14 protein-coding genes and 4 tRNA genes are annotated in these 17,560 nt (G+C 50.4%); 16 read left to right on the forward strand and 2 right to left on the reverse strand.

Annotated elements, in window-relative coordinates; translation table 11 throughout:
* Window positions 1-267 precede the first annotated feature (267 nt).
* Both BARVI_RS10725 and BARVI_RS10730 read right to left on the reverse strand, forming a co-directional pair.
* Window positions 268-786, reverse strand: coding sequence for a gamma carbonic anhydrase family protein (locus BARVI_RS10725; protein ID WP_025279244.1), 519 nt, complete (start codon window positions 784-786; stop codon window positions 268-270).
* 22 nt (window positions 787-808) lie between these two features.
* Window positions 809-2,587, reverse strand: a complete 1,779-nt coding sequence (locus BARVI_RS10730; protein ID WP_025279245.1) for an aminopeptidase P family protein — start codon at window positions 2,585-2,587, stop codon at window positions 809-811.
* A 257-nt stretch (window positions 2,588-2,844) separates the two neighbouring features.
* Between BARVI_RS10730 and rpsU the strand changes: the two genes are divergently transcribed.
* The 16 genes from rpsU to rpoC all read left to right on the forward strand — a co-directional run bounded on the left by rpsU (window position 2,845) and on the right by rpoC (window position 17,308).
* Window positions 2,845-3,036 carry a 30S ribosomal protein S21 gene (gene rpsU / locus BARVI_RS10735; protein ID WP_025279246.1) on the forward strand — a complete coding sequence of 64 codons (192 nt, stop codon included), beginning with the start codon at window positions 2,845-2,847 and terminating at the stop codon, window positions 3,034-3,036.
* 76 nt (window positions 3,037-3,112) lie between these two features.
* Window positions 3,113-3,994 (forward strand): tyrosine-type recombinase/integrase, encoded by an 882-nt coding sequence (locus tag BARVI_RS10740; protein WP_025279247.1) that lies wholly within the window; start codon window positions 3,113-3,115, stop codon window positions 3,992-3,994.
* A 14-nt stretch (window positions 3,995-4,008) separates the two neighbouring features.
* Complete coding sequence (hpf, locus tag BARVI_RS10745; protein WP_025279248.1) at window positions 4,009-4,311, forward strand: ribosome hibernation-promoting factor, HPF/YfiA family; 303 nt, start codon at window positions 4,009-4,011, stop codon at window positions 4,309-4,311.
* A 164-nt stretch (window positions 4,312-4,475) separates the two neighbouring features.
* Window positions 4,476-4,558 (forward strand) — tRNA-Tyr (locus BARVI_RS10750).
* A 10-nt stretch (window positions 4,559-4,568) separates the two neighbouring features.
* Window positions 4,569-4,641: transfer RNA gene (locus BARVI_RS10755), tRNA-Gly, on the forward strand.
* 16 nt (window positions 4,642-4,657) lie between these two features.
* Window positions 4,658-4,732 (forward strand) — tRNA-Thr (locus BARVI_RS10760).
* Window positions 4,733-4,774: 42 nt separating this feature from the next.
* A complete protein-coding gene (tuf, locus tag BARVI_RS10765; protein WP_025279249.1) occupies window positions 4,775-5,959 on the forward strand; it encodes an elongation factor Tu in 1,185 nt (394 codons plus the stop codon).
* Window positions 5,960-6,023: 64 nt separating this feature from the next.
* Window positions 6,024-6,096, forward strand: a tRNA-Trp gene (locus BARVI_RS10770).
* 17 nt (window positions 6,097-6,113) lie between these two features.
* The gene (secE, locus tag BARVI_RS10775; RefSeq protein WP_025279250.1) at window positions 6,114-6,311 is read left to right on the forward strand and encodes a preprotein translocase subunit SecE; all 198 of its coding nucleotides are present in this window, start codon (window positions 6,114-6,116) and stop codon (window positions 6,309-6,311) included.
* A gap of 16 nt (window positions 6,312-6,327) precedes the next feature.
* The gene (gene nusG / locus BARVI_RS10780) at window positions 6,328-6,873 is read left to right on the forward strand and encodes a transcription termination/antitermination protein NusG (RefSeq protein ID WP_025279251.1); all 546 of its coding nucleotides are present in this window, start codon (window positions 6,328-6,330) and stop codon (window positions 6,871-6,873) included.
* Window positions 6,874-6,934: 61 nt separating this feature from the next.
* A complete protein-coding gene (gene rplK / locus BARVI_RS10785) occupies window positions 6,935-7,378 on the forward strand; it encodes a 50S ribosomal protein L11 (protein ID WP_025279252.1) in 444 nt (147 codons plus the stop codon).
* Window positions 7,379-7,393: 15 nt separating this feature from the next.
* A complete protein-coding gene (rplA, locus tag BARVI_RS10790) occupies window positions 7,394-8,092 on the forward strand; it encodes a 50S ribosomal protein L1 (protein WP_025279253.1) in 699 nt (232 codons plus the stop codon).
* A gap of 11 nt (window positions 8,093-8,103) precedes the next feature.
* Window positions 8,104-8,619: a 50S ribosomal protein L10 gene (rplJ, locus tag BARVI_RS10795; protein ID WP_025279254.1), complete on the forward strand. Its 516-nt coding sequence runs from the start codon at window positions 8,104-8,106 to the stop codon at window positions 8,617-8,619.
* 51 nt (window positions 8,620-8,670) lie between these two features.
* Window positions 8,671-9,045, forward strand: a complete 375-nt coding sequence (gene rplL, locus BARVI_RS10800) for a 50S ribosomal protein L7/L12 (protein WP_025279255.1) — start codon at window positions 8,671-8,673, stop codon at window positions 9,043-9,045.
* Between the two features lie 103 nt (window positions 9,046-9,148).
* Window positions 9,149-12,961 carry a DNA-directed RNA polymerase subunit beta gene (gene rpoB, locus BARVI_RS10805; protein WP_025279256.1) on the forward strand — a complete coding sequence of 1,271 codons (3,813 nt, stop codon included), beginning with the start codon at window positions 9,149-9,151 and terminating at the stop codon, window positions 12,959-12,961.
* A 72-nt stretch (window positions 12,962-13,033) separates the two neighbouring features.
* Window positions 13,034-17,308: a DNA-directed RNA polymerase subunit beta' gene (gene rpoC / locus BARVI_RS10810; protein WP_025279257.1), complete on the forward strand. Its 4,275-nt coding sequence runs from the start codon at window positions 13,034-13,036 to the stop codon at window positions 17,306-17,308.
* The last annotated feature ends 252 nt before the right edge of the window (window positions 17,309-17,560 follow it).

Raw genomic sequence — 17,560 nt, forward strand, 5'->3', positions numbered from 1 at the left:
TTTGTTTTTCTTTTTCTCCCGAGGCCCTGTTCGCCTGCCTTTTGCAAATGCTTGCCGGTAAAATGTTTGAGCCCGGGATTCTGTTTCCTTGGTTTTGCGCTGCAAAGGTAGACTTTTATTCTCAAATAAATGATTTCTTTATGGTTATAATGTATAACCGCAGGTTATGACCTCGGTCTTTCCTCGATTGCAGTTGCTCTTTAAACAGCCGACGGGGCTGTCTCGGTAAAGGCAGCCCCGTCGGGGTATGGTTAAGTGCGAGGGGAATTACTCCTCCTCGTACCAGGTCGAGTACATGAGGTAGTTCTTGGCAATCTTCTGGTTGATCTCTTTCGATTGCTCGGAGTCAACCATTTTGATAAATTTGGCCGGAGTCCCGCCCCAGAGTTCGCCCGGCTTGATTACCGTCTTGCTCAGTACAACGGCACCGGCGGCTACGATAGCCCCTTCGCCCACGACAGCGTGGTCGAGCACTACCGCTCCCATGCCGATGAGGGCTCCGTTGTGTATGGTAGCGCCGTGTATCGTCACGTTGTGGCCTATCGAAACATCGTCGCCTATTTCGATGGTCGATTTCTCATAGAGGGTGTGCAGTACCGCTCCGTCCTGAATGTTCACCCGGTTGCCGATGCGTATCGAGTTGACATCGCCGCGCAACACGGCTCCGAACCAGATGCTGCATTCGTCGCCCAGAACGGTATCGCCGATGAGTACGGCGTTGTCGGCCAGAAAACAGTTTTTGCCGACTTGGGGAGTAAATCCCCGTACAGATTTGATCAGTGCCATATCGAATATCTTTTTTTAGTCGTTAAATAGAGGTTGTCTTGCGGTGCAGCCACTGCTGTTCCTCTTCGTTGAGCATGGGGCTGAGCCGGTCGTACACCATCTCGTGGTAGTTGTTGAGCCATTCGATCTCCTTCTCGGTCATGATCGAGAGGTCGAGCGCCTCGGTGTCGAAGGGGAAGAGGGTGAGGGTCTCGAAGCGGTAGAACATGCCGAACTCGTTTTGGTAGTCGGGTACGGTGAGAATGAGGTTCTCGCAGCGAATGCCATACTCGCCCGTGCGGTAGAGACCCGGTTCGTTCGAGGTAATCATGCCCGGCATGAGCGGGGTGGGGTTCTCTTCGAGGCGAATGTTCTGCGGGCCCTCGTGCACGTTGAGGAAGTGGCCCACGCCGTGTCCCGTGCCGTGCAGGTAGTTGAGGTGGTCGTCCCACAGGAAGTGACGGGCCAGGGCATCGAGTTGCGAGCCCCTCGTGCCTTGCGGGAAGTGGCAGGTAGCCAGGGCGATGTGTCCCTTCATGACCAGCGTGAAGTCGCGTTTCTGGCGTGGCGAGAGGTTGCCCAACGAGATGGTGCGGGTGATGTCGGTCGTACCGTCGAGGTATTGGGCGCCCGAGTCGATGAGTAGGAATCCGTGAGGTTCGATGGTGGCGTTGCTCTCGGGAGTGGCCGAGTAGTGGACGATGGCACCGTGTTCGTTAAATCCGGCGATGGTGGCAAAGCTCTCACCCACGTAAAGGTTCTGTTGCGAACGGTATTCGCGCAACTTCTCGGCAACGGTTATCTCGGTCACCTTGCCGCTGTCGATATTCTGTTCGAGCCAGCGGAAGAAGCGCACGAGGGCGACACCGTCGCGAATCATCGCTTCGCGGGTACCGGCCAGCTGCGTCTCGTTCTTGACGCTCTTCAACAGTGCAATGGGCGATTGCCCCGAAACCGATGTAGCATTGAGTTTATTTAATAAGGTGTAGTTGATTTTGTTGGTATCGACGAATACCTTCTTGTTGACGGGCAGGGTGCCCACGAAATCGAAGATGCTCTCGTAGGGCATGATTTCTACTCCATTCTTGTTCAGATACTGAGCTACGGAGTCGCCGATTTTGTCCTTGTCGATGAAGAGTATGCGGCGTGTGTCGTCAATGTAGGCGTAGCAAACCACTACGGGGTTGCACTCCACATCGTTCCCGCGGATATTGAAAGCCCACGCAATCTCGTCGAGAGCCGCCAGCAGCAAGGCCTCGGCGCCGGCCTGGTGTACCTGCTCCATGATGCGGTTCATCTTGTCGGCCACCGATTCGCCGCTATATTTCTCCTCGTGAATGAACACCTCGTTTTTGGGAATCGACGGACGATCCTCCCAAATGGAGTCGAACGGCGTGAAGTCGGTGACGAAGCGCAATCCGTGTTTCTCGAAATTCTGTTTCATTTCGGCCGCCTTGGAGGCACCGAACAGAGTCCCGTCGATGGCCACGGTAGCTCCCTGGGGCAACGTGTTCAGGAGCCATTGCTCGATGGTGGGCGTGTCGGGCAGGCCCTCTTTGAAAAGTTCAAATCCCGAGCCCTCCAACTGTTGAGCCGCTTGCAGGAAATAGCGCGAATCGGTCCACAGTCCGGCCCGGTTGGTGGTTACGACAGCCGTTCCGGCCGATCCGTTGAAACCCGAAATCCAGGTACGTGCAGCCCAGTGGCTGGCATAGTATTCGCTTTGGTGCGGATCGGTCCCCGGTATGATAAACGCGGTAATACCGGCTTTGCCCATCTCTTCGCGCAGGGCTTTCAGTCGGGGTAATGTCGATTTGCTCATAATATCTCTATTTTTTAATGTGTATTCTACCCTATTGTATAATTGCTTGTAAAGGTAGTCATATTTGGTTAAATAAGACGATAAAAGGGTGTGAAAATATCGCAATGAAGATGAATGGAGATTGCGACGAATTATTGAAAAAAATGTCGATGCGATGTATTTTAGCGGTCGAAAGTTTTGCTAATCACAAAACAATCTATAATTTTGCACCGCAATTATCTAAACAAGGAAACAAATAAACTAATATCTAAATAATTATGATTATAGTTCCAGTAAAAGAAGGCGAAAACATCGAAAAGGCTTTGAAGAAATTCAAACGGAAATTTGAAAAAACAGGTGTAATAAAAGAATTGCGTAACCGTCAGGCTTTTGAAAAACCGTCGGTAACAAACCGTAAAAAGATGATGCGGGCTATCTATATTCAGAAACTCCATCAGAACGAAGAGTAATTTTTTTATTCCCGGCAGATATTGGATTTTTCAATAATTTCCCTTATATTCGTAGCGTAAGTAAAAGCTACGAGTTATGCTGGCCGAATCGTTTTTAAGATATATCCGGTATGAGAAGAATCTTTCTACTCATACCGTATTGTCATATAAAAACGATTTGTTTCAGTTTAAAGAGTTCCTTGAAACCATTGCTCCGGGGTGTGAATTGCAACAGGTAACCCCCGATCAGGTGAGGGAGTGGATAGCCGCCCTGTCGGAGGACGGTATGTCGGCCCGCACCGTTTCGCGCAAGATCTCCTCGTTGCGGGCGTTTTATCGTTACCTGATGGCGCAGTCGGTGATTGCCGGCAGCCCGGTAAAAGAGGTGCGGGTGCCCAAAGTGAGGAAGAAATTGCCGGTCTACCTGCGGCGCGACACGATGGACGAGCTGCTTGATGACGTGGAGTATGGTGACGATTTTGAAGGCATACGCAACAAACTGATCATCGAGATGTTCTACAGTACCGGAATCCGTCGGGCCGAGTTGATAGGATTGCATGACGATGATGTGCGGGCTGAGGAGATAAAGGTGACCGGTAAGCGCAACAAGCAGCGTCTGGTGCCTTACGGCCCGGAACTGGCGGCGCTGATAGCCGACTATCGAAAGGCTCGTCGGGAAGCCGGGTTTGCTCACGCCGACTATTTCTTTGTAAAGAAAGACGGTGAACCCCTCTATCCGCAATTGGTTTATCGGGTAGTCAAGCAAGCCCTGTCGCAGGTATGCACACTCGAAAAAAAGAGTCCGCACGTGCTGCGTCATACCTTTGCCTCGGTCATGCTCAACAACGGCGCAGGTCTCAATAGTGTCAAGGAACTGCTCGGGCACCATTCGTTAGCTTCAACCGAAGTATATACACATATTACGTTTGAAGAGCTAAAACAAAGTTATAACCAGGCTTTCCCGAAAAGGAAGCCATAAAAAAAGGAGGGAATATGGAAATTCGTATTCAAGCTATTCATTTCGATGCATCGGAGAAACTGGAAAAGTTCATTCAGAAGAAGGTATCCAAACTCGAACAATATTACGATGGTATCATCGCCGTGGAGGTTTCATTAAAGGTGGTAAAACCCGAGACGGCACAAAATAAAGAGGCCGGCATCAAAGTACTTATCCCGAGAAACGAAGCTGTATTTTCGAGCAAAGTGGCTGATTCTTTTGAAGAAGCGGTCGATGTGGCTGTCGATGCACTGGCCAAGCAGCTGGTGAAATCCAAAGAAAAGATGAGAGAAAAGTAAAAAAAATGTACTGATATTTTTGTAGTTTAAAATTAATGCCTAAATTTGCACCCGTTTCTCACCGACACGCAGCGTGACAAGCGGGTGCAAAATTGTCCCCGGCAAAAGAAACGGGGCGAGCCGGACGGCAGGGCGGAGGCCTTTGCCGGGGAGACAAAAGAAATGGGCAAATACCAGAGTGGCCAAATGGGGCAGACTGTAAATCTGCTGGCTTACGCCTTCGGTGGTTCGAATCCATCTTTGCCCACGTAGAGATTGCGGAAGTAGCTCAGTTGATAGAGCATCAGCCTTCCAAGCTGAGGGTCGCGAGTTTGAGCCTCGTCTTCCGCTCGAAAAAGAAATTATTGCCAATGTAGCTCAGGGGTAGAGCACTTCCTTGGTAAGGAAGAGGTCACGGGTTCAAATCCCGTCATCGGCTCCAAGTTTTTAGAAACGCTAATCATTTTATAAAAAATACAAAACTATGGCAAAAGAACAGTTTCAACGTACCAAACCCCACGTAAACATTGGTACTATTGGTCACGTAGACCACGGTAAAACGACCTTGACCGCCGCCATTACGATGGTTCTTGCAAAGAAAGGTCTTTCGGAAATGCGCTCGTTCGACTCGATCGATAACGCACCTGAAGAGAAAGAACGTGGTATCACAATTAATACTTCGCACGTAGAATATGAAACTGCAAACCGTCACTATGCACACGTTGACTGCCCGGGTCACGCCGACTATGTAAAGAACATGGTAACCGGTGCTGCTCAAATGGACGGTGCTATTATCGTAGTTGCAGCAACTGATGGTCCTATGCCTCAAACTCGTGAGCACATCTTGTTGGCCCGTCAGGTGAACGTGCCTCGTATCGTTGTGTTCCTGAACAAATGTGATATGGTAGACGACGAAGAGATGCTCGAACTCGTTGAAATGGAGATGAGAGAGCTGCTCAACGCCTATGAATATGATGGTGACAACACGCCTATTATCCGTGGCTCTGCTCTGGGTGCCTTGAATGGCGAACCCAAATGGGAAGAGAAAATCATGGAGCTGATGGACGCCGTAGATACTTGGATTCCTCTGCCTCCGCGTGATGTTGATAAACCCTTCTTGATGCCTGTTGAGGACGTATTCTCGATCACTGGTCGTGGTACTGTTGCTACGGGTCGTATCGAAGCCGGTCGCGTAAAAGTTGGCGACGAGGTACAAATCCTGGGCTTGGGTGCCGACAAGAAATCGGTTGTAACCGGTGTTGAGATGTTCCGTAAGATCCTCGACGAAGGTGAAGCTGGTGATAACGTAGGTCTGTTGCTCCGTGGTATCGACAAGAACGAAATCAAACGTGGTATGGTAATCTGCCACCCGGGACAAGTAAAACCCCACTCGGAATTCAAGGCTCAAGTTTATATCTTGAAGAAAGAAGAAGGTGGTCGTCACACTCCGTTCCACAACCACTATCGTCCTCAATTCTACATCCGTACGCTTGACGTAACGGGCGAAATCACTCTCCCCGAAGGTGTAGAAATGGTAATGCCTGGTGACCACGTAACCATCAACGTGAAACTCATCACGCCGGTTGCTTGCGACAAAGGTCTGCGCTTCGCAATCCGTGAAGGTGGTCGTACGGTAGGTTCGGGTCAAATCACCGAAATCCTCGACTAATATTCCACGCGAATTTAGTACTGAAAAATCATAAAAATCAGCCCTCACGCGGGGCTGATTTTATACGGGTCTAGCTCAGTTGGTAGAGCACTGGTCTCCAAAACCAGGTGTCGGGAGTTCGAGTCTCTCGACCCGTGCAAAACTTAATGAAGCAATGAAGAAATTGAAAATACTTGCCGATATCCAGGATTCTTACAATGAACTGGTTCATAAAGTATCTTGGCCTACCAAATCGGAGTTGGCAAATAGCGCAGTGGTGGTTATGTTTGCTTCCCTTATTATCGCCATCGTGATATTTGCAATGGACCAATGTATCGACAAAATCATGCACCTTATTTACGGAGGTTTTTAATTAGGGAGGTAAATCAATGTCTGAAGAAAAAAGAGGCTGGTACGTGCTGCGTGCCATAAGCGGAAAAGAGAGCAAGGTCAAGGAAGTTCTTGATGCCGAAATCAAGAATACTGATCTTGGCAATTACGTATTTCAGGTCTTGATACCTACCGAAAAAGTCTATACCGTACGTAACGGGAAAAAAGTGGTAAAGGAGAAAAACCTTTACTCGGGCTATGTTTTTGTTGAAGCCATCTTAGTAGGCGAGGTGATTCACCACCTGCGCAACACCACCAACGTAATCGATTTCCTGGGTGGAAAATCTAACCAACCGGAGCCCTTGCGGCCTTCGGAGGTTAATCGTATGTTGGGGGCTGTGGACGAGATGCAGGAAGTAGGCGACGAGCCTGCTGTTGTATATCACGTAGGCGAAACGGTAAAAGTAAACTATGGCCCCTTCAACGGCTTTAGTGGAATTATCGAAGAGGTGAACAACGAGAAGAAGAAGCTGAAAGTGATGGTCAAGATTTTCGGTCGCAAGACTCCGTTGGAATTGGAAAACTCGCAAGTAGAGCGGGAGTAATACAAGAGGTTACGCGCTTGTATGAATCCTCGGTATTTTAATAATATCAAAATTAAAAACAATGGCTAAAGAAATTGCTGGACAAATCAAATTACAGATTAAAGGTGGTGCAGCAAACCCCTCTCCTCCCGTAGGACCTGCTCTGGGTTCGAAGGGTATAAACATCATGGAGTTTTGCAAGCAATTCAATGCCCGTACCCAAGACAAGGCCGGTAAGATTCTGCCGGTTGTCATCACCTATTACAGCGACAAGTCTTTCGACTTTGTTGTAAAGACTCCTCCCGTAGCCATTCAGGTTATGGAAGCTGCCAAAGTAAAAGGTGGTTCGGCCGAGCCCAACCGTAAGAAAGTGGGTGAGATCACTTGGGATCAGGTAAAAGCAATCGCCGAGGACAAAATGGTTGACTTGAACTGTTTTACCGTAGAATCGGCCATGCGCATGGTTGCTGGTACAGCGAGAAGTATGGGTATCACCGTAAAAGGGGAATTCCCGGTAAATAACTAATAAACTTCAATTGAAATGGGTAAACTGACAAAAAATCAAAAGTTAGCTTTAGCAAAGATTGAAGCAGGGAAGGCCTACTCACTCAGCGAGGCATCTCAGTTGGTAAAAGATGTTACTTTTACCAAGTTCGACGCATCGCTTGATATTGATGTACGCTTGGGTGTTGACCCTCGTAAAGCCAATCAGATGGTTCGTGGCGTCGTATCGTTGCCTCACGGAACCGGTAAGCAAGTACGTGTATTGGTGCTCTGTACGCCCGATGCCGAGGCTGCTGCCAAAGAAGCCGGTGCCGACTATGTAGGACTCGACGAGTATATCGAGAAAATCAAAGGCGGTTGGACCGATATCGACGTGATCATTACGATGCCTGCTATCATGGGTAAAATCGGTGCTCTGGGTCGTGTGTTGGGCCCCCGTGGTTTGATGCCTAACCCCAAGAGTGGTACGGTTACTACCGATGTGGCTAAAGCTGTAAAAGAAGTAAAACAAGGTAAGATCGACTTCAAAGTCGACAAGAACGGTATAGTACATGCCTCGATAGGTAAGATTTCGTTTGCTGCCGAGCAGATTCGCGACAACGCAAAAGAGTTTGTTTCGACGTTGATCAAATTGAAACCTACTGCTGCTAAGGGTGCTTATATCAAGAGTATTTATCTTTCGAGTACAATGAGCCCGGGTATCAAGATTGATCCCAAATCGGTTGACGAGAACTAAAATTAGGAATTATGAGAAAGGAAGATAAAGGCACTATTATTGCACAAATAGCAGACACTGTAAAGGAGTACAGCTGCTTCTACCTCGCCGAAACCGCTACGTTGAATGCCGAAAAAACCAGTAATCTGCGTCGCGCATGTTTCAAAGAAGGTATCAAAATGATGGTTGTAAAGAACGCTTTGCTGCACAAGGCTCTCGAAGGTCTCGATGCCGACTACACGCCGCTGTACAGCTCGTTGAAGGGTTCTACAACAATGTTCTTCTCGAATGTAGGTAACGCTCCGGCCAAACTGATCAAGGAATTCAGAAAAACTTCTGAGGACCTCGTCTTGAAAGCCGCTTATGTAGAAGAAGGTTTCTATATCGGCGCCGATCAGTTGGATACGCTGGTTGCCATCAAGAGCAAAAACGAACTTATTGCTGAGGTTATCGCCCTCTTGCAGTCTCCTGCCAAGAATGTGGTATCGGCTCTTCAGTCAGGCGGTTCGACCCTCCATGGAGTATTGCAGACTCTATCAGAAAGATAACTTTTTATACAAAAACATTATTACGAATAATAACATTTAATTCATACAAAAATGGCAGATTTGAAAGCTTTTGCAGAACAATTAGTTAACTTGACCGTAAAGGAAGTAAACGAACTTGCTCAAATTTTGAAAGACGAATATGGTATTGAACCTGCTGCTGCAGCTGTTGCTGTTGCTGCTGCTCCCGCTGCCGGCGGAGCTGCTGCTGAGGAAAAAACATCGTTCGATGTAGTTCTGAAAGCTGCTGGTGCAAATAAACTGGCTATCGTTAAATTGGTGAAAGAACTCACCGGCCTTGGTTTGAAAGAGGCCAAAGACCTCGTAGATGGTGCTCCTAACAACATCAAGGAAGGTCTTGCTAAAGCTGATGCTGAAGCTCTGAAAAAACAACTCGAAGACGCTGGAGCAGAAGTTGAACTTAAATAATATATCTGATTATCAGATAGGTTGGTTAAGAATCATCTTAGTCGGTGATTCTTAACCTTTTTGTGTATATATTTTTAATTAAGTTCACTTAATCCATTTTTAAATGTCTTCTACAATAGGTAAACCACGCGTAAATTTCGCTTCAATCAAAAATCCGCTGCCTTATCCGGATTTTCTTGAAGTTCAGTTGAAGTCGTTTCAAGACTTTTTGCAACTTGACACTCCGCCTGAAAAGAGAAAAAACGAAGGTCTTTTCAAGGTATTTGCCGAGAACTTTCCCATTGCTGATACGCGCAACAATTTTGTCCTCGAATTCCTGGACTACTATATCGACCCGCCCAGATACACGATTGAGGAGTGTCTGGAAAGAGGGTTGACATACAGTGTACCCTTAAAGGCCAAGCTGAAACTATATTGTACCGACCCCGATCACGAGGATTTCGCTACGGTAATCCAAGACGTTTATTTGGGCCCGATTCCCTACATGACGGCCAAAGGCACGTTTGTCATCAACGGTGCCGAGCGGGTAGTGGTATCGCAGCTGCACCGTTCGCCGGGAGTCTTCTTCGGCCAGAGTACGCACGCCAACGGGACGAAGCTCTATTCGGCCCGTATCATTCCGTTCCGCGGTTCCTGGATCGAGTTTGCTACCGACATCAACAACGTAATGTATGCCTATATCGACCGGAAGAAGAAATTGCCCGTGACTACCTTGTTGCGTGCCATTGGGTTCGAGACCGATAAGGATATTCTCGAAATCTTCGGTCTGGCAGAAGACCTCAAAGTATCCAAGACCAACCTGAAAAAAGCTATCGGTCGTCGTCTGGCCGGTAATGTGGTGAAGTCGTGGGTAGAAGATTTTGTCGATGAAGATACGGGCGAGGTTGTTTCCATCGAACGTACCGAAATCGTCATTCCCCGTGAAACCGTCCTGGAAGAGTCGCACATCGCCGACATTCTCGAATCGGGTGTTCAGAATATCCTCCTGCACAAGGAAGGCGGAAACACCTCGGACTATTCGATTATCTTCAACACCCTCCAAAAAGATTCCAGCAACTCGGAGAAGGAGGCAGTGCTCTATATCTATCGCCAGTTGCGTAATGCCGAGCCGGCCGACGAAGCCAGTGCCCGCGAGGTTATCACCAACCTCTTCTTCTCGGAGAAACGTTACGACTTGGGCGAAGTAGGACGTTACAGAATAAACAAGAAATTAAACCTCTCCACCTCGCCCGACGTGAAGGTGCTCACCAAGGAGGACATCATCGAGATTATCAAGTATCTCATCGAACTGATTAACTCCAAGACCGATGTCGATGATATCGACCACCTGAGCAACCGTCGTGTGCGCACCGTAGGAGAGCAATTATACAATCAGTTCGGCGTAGGGTTGGCCCGTATGGCCCGCACCATTCGCGAGCGTATGAACGTGCGCGACAACGAGGTGTTTACCCCCATCGACCTGATTAACGCCAAGACGATATCGTCGGTAATCAACACCTTCTTCGGTACCAATGCCTTGTCGCAGTTCATGGACCAGACCAACCCGTTGGCCGAGATTACCCACAAGCGCCGTATGTCGGCCCTGGGTCCCGGCGGTCTGTCGCGTGAGCGTGCCGGTTTCGAGGTGCGCGACGTGCACTACACCCACTATGGTCGTCTGTGTCCTATCGAGACGCCCGAGGGTCCTAACATCGGTCTGATTTCGTCGTTGTGCGTATATGCCAAGATTAATGATTTAGGTTTCATCGAAACTCCGTACCGTAAGGTAAAAGACGGAAAAGTGGACCTGTCGCCCGAAGGTGTTGTCTACCTGACCGCCGAGGTTGAAGAGGGTCAGATTATCGCTCAGGGTAATGCCCCGCTCAACGACGACGGTACCTTTATCCGCAACAAGGTAAAAGCCCGTTTGGATGCCGACTTCCCCATCGTGTCGCCCGACCAGGTGAACCTGATGGACGTGTCGCCTACGCAAATTGCCTCGATTGCCGCATCGCTCATTCCCTTCCTCGAACACGACGATGCCAACCGTGCATTGATGGGATCGAACATGATGCGCCAGGCCGTACCTCTGCTGCGTCCCGAGGCTCCTATCGTAGGAACCGGTATCGAGGGCCAGCTGATACGCGACTCGCGCACCCAGATTATGGCCGAAGGCGCCGGTGTTGTCGAGTTTGTCGACGCCACTGTGATTCGTATCCGCTACGACCGCACCGAGGACGAAGAGTTTGTAAGTTTTGAAGATGCCGTTAAAGAGTATAAGCTCCCGAAATTCCGCAAGACCAACCAGAGCACCACGATTGACCTGCGTCCTATCTGCCACAAGGGCGACCGTGTGAAAGCCGGCGACATTCTCACCGAAGGTTATTCGACAGAGAACGGCGAGTTGGCTTTGGGCCGCAACCTCAAAGTGGCCTTCATGCCTTGGAAGGGTTACAACTACGAGGACGCCATCGTGCTGAACGAGCGCATGGTTCGTGAAGATATCCTCACCTCGGTTCACGTCGACGAGTATTCGCTCGAAGTGCGTGAGACCAAGCGCGGTATGGAAGAGCTCACCTCCGATATTCCCAACGTGAGCGAAGATGCCACCAAGGACCTCGACGAACGCGGTATTATCCGCGTGGGTGCCCAGGTGAACCCCGGGGACATCATGATTGGTAAGATTACCCCCAAAGGCGAGTCGGATCCTTCGCCCGAAGAGAAGCTGTTGCGCGCCATCTTTGGCGACAAGGCCGGCGATGTGAAAGATGCTTCGTTGAAAGCTACCCCCTCGTTGAAAGGTGTAGTTATCGGTACCAACCTCTTCTCGCGTGCCATCAAGAAGAAAAAATCGAAACTGAGCGACAAAGCCATTCTGCCCAAGCTCGACGAAGAGTATGAAGAGAAGATGAACGGCTTGAAAGCCATTCTCATCGACAAGTTGCTCGTCCTCACTCAGGGCAAGGTTTCGCAAGGTGTGAAAGACTTCATGGGTACCGACATCGTTCCCAAGGGAACCAAGTTTACCCAGGCTGCTCTCAATAAAATCGACTATACCACCGTACAGGTGAGCAAGTGGACGACCGATGCTGCCAAGAACGAGTTGATTCGTGCCACCATCATCAACTACTTGAAGAAATACAAAGAGTATGATGCCGAGTTGCGTCGCAAGAAATTCGATATCTCGATTGGTGACGAGCTCCCCTCGGGTATCGTGCAAATGGCCAAGGTCTACATCGCCAAGAAGCGTAAGATCAGCGTGGGCGACAAGATGGCCGGTCGTCACGGTAACAAAGGTATCGTGTCGCGTATCGTGCGTCAGGAAGATATGCCGTTCCTGGCCGACGGAACTCCCGTCGACATCGTGCTGAACCCGCTGGGTGTGCCTTCGCGTATGAACCTGGGTCAGATTTTTGAAACCGTTCTGGGTTGGGCCGGAGCCGAGCTGGGCGAGAAATTCGCTACGCCTATCTTCGACGGAGCCAGCCTCGACGACCTCAATGACTGGACCGACAAGGCTGGTCTTCCCCGCTACGGTAAGACCTACCTCTACGACGGTGGCACCGGCGAGCGTTTCGACCAACCTGCCACGGTAGGTGTCATCTACATGTTGAAACTGGGCCACATGGTCGAAGACAAGATGCACGCCCGTTCAATCGGTCCGTACTCGCTCATTACGCAACAGCCGTTGGGTGGTAAAGCTCAGTTCGGTGGTCAGCGTTTCGGAGAGATGGAGGTTTGGGCACTCGAAGCCTTCGGTGCCGCTCACGTGTTGCAAGAGATTCTGACCATCAAGTCGGACGACGTCGTAGGCCGTTCCAAAGCCTACGAGGCTATTGTCAAAGGTGAGCCCATGCCTACACCCGGTATCCCCGAGTCTTTGAACGTGCTCCTGCACGAGTTGAGAGGTCTCGGTCTTAGCGTCAACTTAGAGTAAAATAAAATCCAAACGGTCGGGCCGTCGCCTTGTGTGACGGCCGGCCAATAACTCTTTATACATTAAACATTTATGGCTTTTAGAAAAGATAACAAAATAAAGAGTAACTTTTCGAAGATTTCGATTGGTTTGGCTTCGCCCGAAGAGATTTTGGAAAATTCGAGCGGCGAGGTGCTGAAACCCGAAACCATCAACTACCGTACCTATAAACCCGAGCGGGACGGTCTTTTCTGCGAACGTATATTCGGGCCTGTCAAGGACTACGAGTGCCATTGCGGAAAATACAAACGTATCCGTTACAAAGGGATTGTCTGCGACCGATGCGGTGTCGAGGTGACCGAGAAGAAGGTGCGCCGCGAACGTATGGGTCACATCCAACTGGTGGTGCCCGTAGCCCACATCTGGTATTTCCGTTCGTTGCCCAACAAGATTGGGTATCTGTTGGGATTGCCCAGCAAGAAACTCGACGCCGTGATCTATTACGAGCGTTACATCGTGATACAACCGGGTCCTCAAACCGACCTGGCTACTTACGACCTCCTCTCCGAAGAGGAATATCTCAACATCATGGACTCGCTTCCCCGCGAGAACCAGATGCTCGAAGATACCGATCCCAACAAGTTCATCGCCAAGATGGGTGCCGAGGCTATCTATGATCTGCTGTGCCGTCTCGACCTCGACGAACTCTCCTACGAGCTGCGTCACCGCGCCAGCACCGACGGCTCGCAACAACGCAAGACCGAGGCTTTGAAACGCCTCCAAGTGGTTGAGTCGTTCCGGGCTTCCAAGGGGCGCAACCGTCCCGAGTGGATGATCTTGAAGGTGATTCCCGTGATTCCCCCCGAACTGCGTCCGTTGGTTCCCCTCGATGGTGGACGTTTCGCCACGAGCGACCTCAACGACCTCTATCGCCGGGTAATTATCCGTAACAACCGTCTGAAACGGTTGATGGAAATCAAGGCCCCCGAGGTGATTCTGCGCAACGAAAAACGTATGTTGCAAGAGGCTGTCGACTCGCTGCTCGACAACTCGCGCAAATCGAGTGCCGTGAAGACCGAGGCCAACCGTCCGTTGAAATCACTCTCCGACAGCTTGAAAGGTAAACAAGGTCGTTTCCGTCAGAACCTGCTCGGTAAACGTGTAGACTACTCGGCCCGTTCGGTTATCGTTGTAGGTCCTGAGTTGAAGATGCACGAATGCGGTCTGCCCAAGAACATGGCAGCCGAACTTTATAAACCCTTCATTATCCGCAAGCTCATCGAGCGCGGTATTGTCAAGACCGTGAAATCGGCCAAGAAGATTGTGGATCGCAAGGAGCCCGTCGTATGGGATATCCTCGAACACGTGATGAAGGGTCACCCCGTGCTGCTGAACCGTGCCCCGACGTTGCACCGTCTGGGTATCCAGGCCTTCCAGCCCAAGATGATCGAGGGTAAGGCTATCCAACTGCACCCGCTGGCATGTACGGCATTCAACGCCGACTTCGATGGTGACCAGATGGCCGTACACTTGCCCCTCGGCAACGAGGCTATTCTCGAAGCCCAATTGCTGATGCTGGGAGCCCACAACATTCTGAACCCTGCCAACGGAGCTCCTATCACCGTGCCTTCGCAGGACATGGTATTGGGTCTGTACTACATCACCAAACTGCGTCCCGGTTCGCTGGGCGAGGGCTTGAAATTCTACGGCCCCGAAGAGGCCGAGATTGCCTACAACGAAGGTAAGGTGTCGTTGCACGCTCCCGTATCGGTGGTAGTAAAAGACATCGACAAAGAAGGCAACATCATCGAGCACATGGTCGAGAATACATCGGTAGGCCGTGTACTGGTGAACCAATACGTACCCCAGGAGATCGGCTATGTCAACGAGATTCTCTCGAAGAAATCGTTGCGCGACATCATCGGTCGGGTCATTAAGGTATGCGGTGTAACCCGTTCGGCCCAGTTCCTCGACGACATCAAGAACCTGGGTTACTACATGGCCTTCAAGGGCGGTCTGTCGTTCAACCTGGGCGACGTGCTCGTACCGCCTGAAAAGGAGACATTGGTTGCCGAAGGTAACGCCGAGGTTGAGCAGATTATGAATAACTACAACATGGGTTTCATTACCTACAACGAGCGTTACAACCAGATTATCGATACCTGGACGCACGTCAACTCGCGTCTGTCCGACATCTTGATGAAGCAGCTTTCGGCCGACAATCAAGGTTTCAACTCGGTATTCATGATGCTCGACTCGGGAGCCCGTGGTTCGAAGGACCAGATTCGTCAGCTCTCCGGTATGCGTGGTCTGATGGCCAAGCCGCAGAAATCGGGTGCCGAGGGTGGTCAAATCATCGAGAACCCTATTTTGGCCAACTTCAAGGAGGGCTTGTCGGTGTTGGAGTACTTCATCTCCACGCACGGTGCTCGTAAGGGTCTTGCCGATACCGCCTTGAAGACAGCCGATGCCGGTTACCTGACCCGTCGTCTGGTCGACGTAGCCCACGACGTGATTATTCACGAGGAGGACTGCGGAACCCTGCGTGGTCTGGTTTGCACCGAAATTAAGAACAACGAAGAGGTAGTAGCCTCGCTGGGCGAGAGAATCCTGGGTCGTGTGTCGGTTCACGATGTAGTGAATCCGCTGAACAACGAGATTCTGGTTCACGCCGGCGAAGAGATCACCGAGGCTATTGCCCAGAAGATAGAAGAGTCGCCTATCGAGCAAGTCGAGATTCGTTCGGTACTCACCTGCGAATCGAAGAAAGGCGTCTGCGCCAAGTGTTACGGCCGTAACCTGGCCAACAACCGCATGGTACAGAAAGGTGAGGCTGTGGGTGTGATTGCTGCACAGTCCATCGGCGAGCCGGGTACACAGCTGACACTGCGTACGTTCCACGTCGGTGGTATCGCCTCGAACATCGCTGCCGTGTCGAGCGTGCTTTCGCGTTACGACGGTATCCTCGAAATCGAGGAGCTGCGTACCGTAGACAGTGTGTCGGACAGCGGTACCAAGGTGCAGATTGTGGTAGGACGTTTGGCCGAGATGCGTATTATCGATGCCAACACCAAGATGGTATTGATGTCGGCCAACATTCCTTACGGTTCCAAGTTGTATTTCAACAACGGCGACACCGTGAAGAAGGGCGACATGATTTGCGAGTGGGACCCCTTCAACGCCGTTATCGTTTCGGAGGTTGGCGGTAAAGTTAAGTTCGATGCCGTCGAAGAGGGTGTTACCTATCGTGTTGAATCGGACGAACAGTCGGGTTTGAAAGAGAAGATCATTATCGAGTCGAAAGACCGTACCCGCGTACCGTCGGCTCAGATTCTCGATGAGAACGGACAGGTAATCAAAACATACGCGTTGCCTGTGGGCGCTCACTTGATGATTGAAGACGGCGATACGATCAAGACCGGTGATGTGTTCGTGAAGATACCGCGTGCCGTAGGTAAGGCCGGTGATATCACGGGTGGTCTGCCTCGTGTAACCGAGTTGTTCGAGGCCCGTAACCCGTCCAACCCTGCTGTCGTATCGGAAATCGATGGTGAGGTTATCTTCGGTAAAGTGAAACGTGGTAACCGTGAAATCTCGGTCGTTTCCAAGACGGGCGAGACGAAGAAATACCTGGTGCCTCTGTCGAAACAGATTCTGGTACAGGAGAACGACTACGTGCGTGCCGGTACGCCGCTGTCCGATGGTGCTGTTACACCGTCCGATATTCTGGCCATCAAAGGTCCCACGGCTGTACAGGAATATATCGTGAACGAGGTTCAAGATGTATATCGTATGCAGGGTGTGAAGATCAACGACAAGCACTTTGAGGTAATCGTTCGTCAGATGATGCGCAAGGTGCAGATTCTCGACCCGGGAGATACCCGTTTCCTCGAACAGCAAATCGTCGATAAACGCGACTTCATGGACGAGAACGACCGTATCTGGGGCAAGAAAGTGGTTACCGATCCGGGCGATTCGCAAACGCTCAAAGCCGGTCAGATTGTTACGGCCCGCAAGCTGCGCGACGAAAACTCGGCCTTGAAACGCAAGGACCTCAAACTCATTCAGGTGCGCGACGCTATCCCCGCAACCTCCGAGCAGATTCTGCAAGGTATTACCCGTGCCGCTCTGCAAACGTCGAGCTTCATGTCGGCTGCTTCGTTCCAGGAGACGACCAAGGTGCTCAACGAAGCTGCCATCAACGGTAAGGTCGATACCCTCGAAGGTATGAAGGAGAATGTGATTTGCGGTCACTTGATTCCGGCCGGTACCGGTCAACGCGAGTTCGACAAACTTATCGTTGGCTCCAAAGAGGAGTTCGATCGGGTGTTTGCCAACCGCAAGAACGTAACCGACTTCTCCAATTGATAGAACGTTAAATCAATGTTATATGAAAAGAGCAACCTGCACGCAGGTTGCTCTTTTTTATTTGCTTTTATGACACTTGCTTGTGGAACGAAATTTCTGGAAAGACGGTGACCCTGGCAGCCCCTCCATCAATAGAGGTAGTGGCTAGATACAAGATAATGGGGATAGACGATAGGTAGCGGGCATACCTGCATGACAAGGCAGGTGCGTTATATTATTGCATCGATGTAGGTTGTAAGGTTGTAAGGGGAG

The organism is Barnesiella viscericola DSM 18177 (assembly GCF_000512915.1).
Lineage (GTDB): Bacteria > Bacteroidota > Bacteroidia > Bacteroidales > Barnesiellaceae > Barnesiella > Barnesiella viscericola.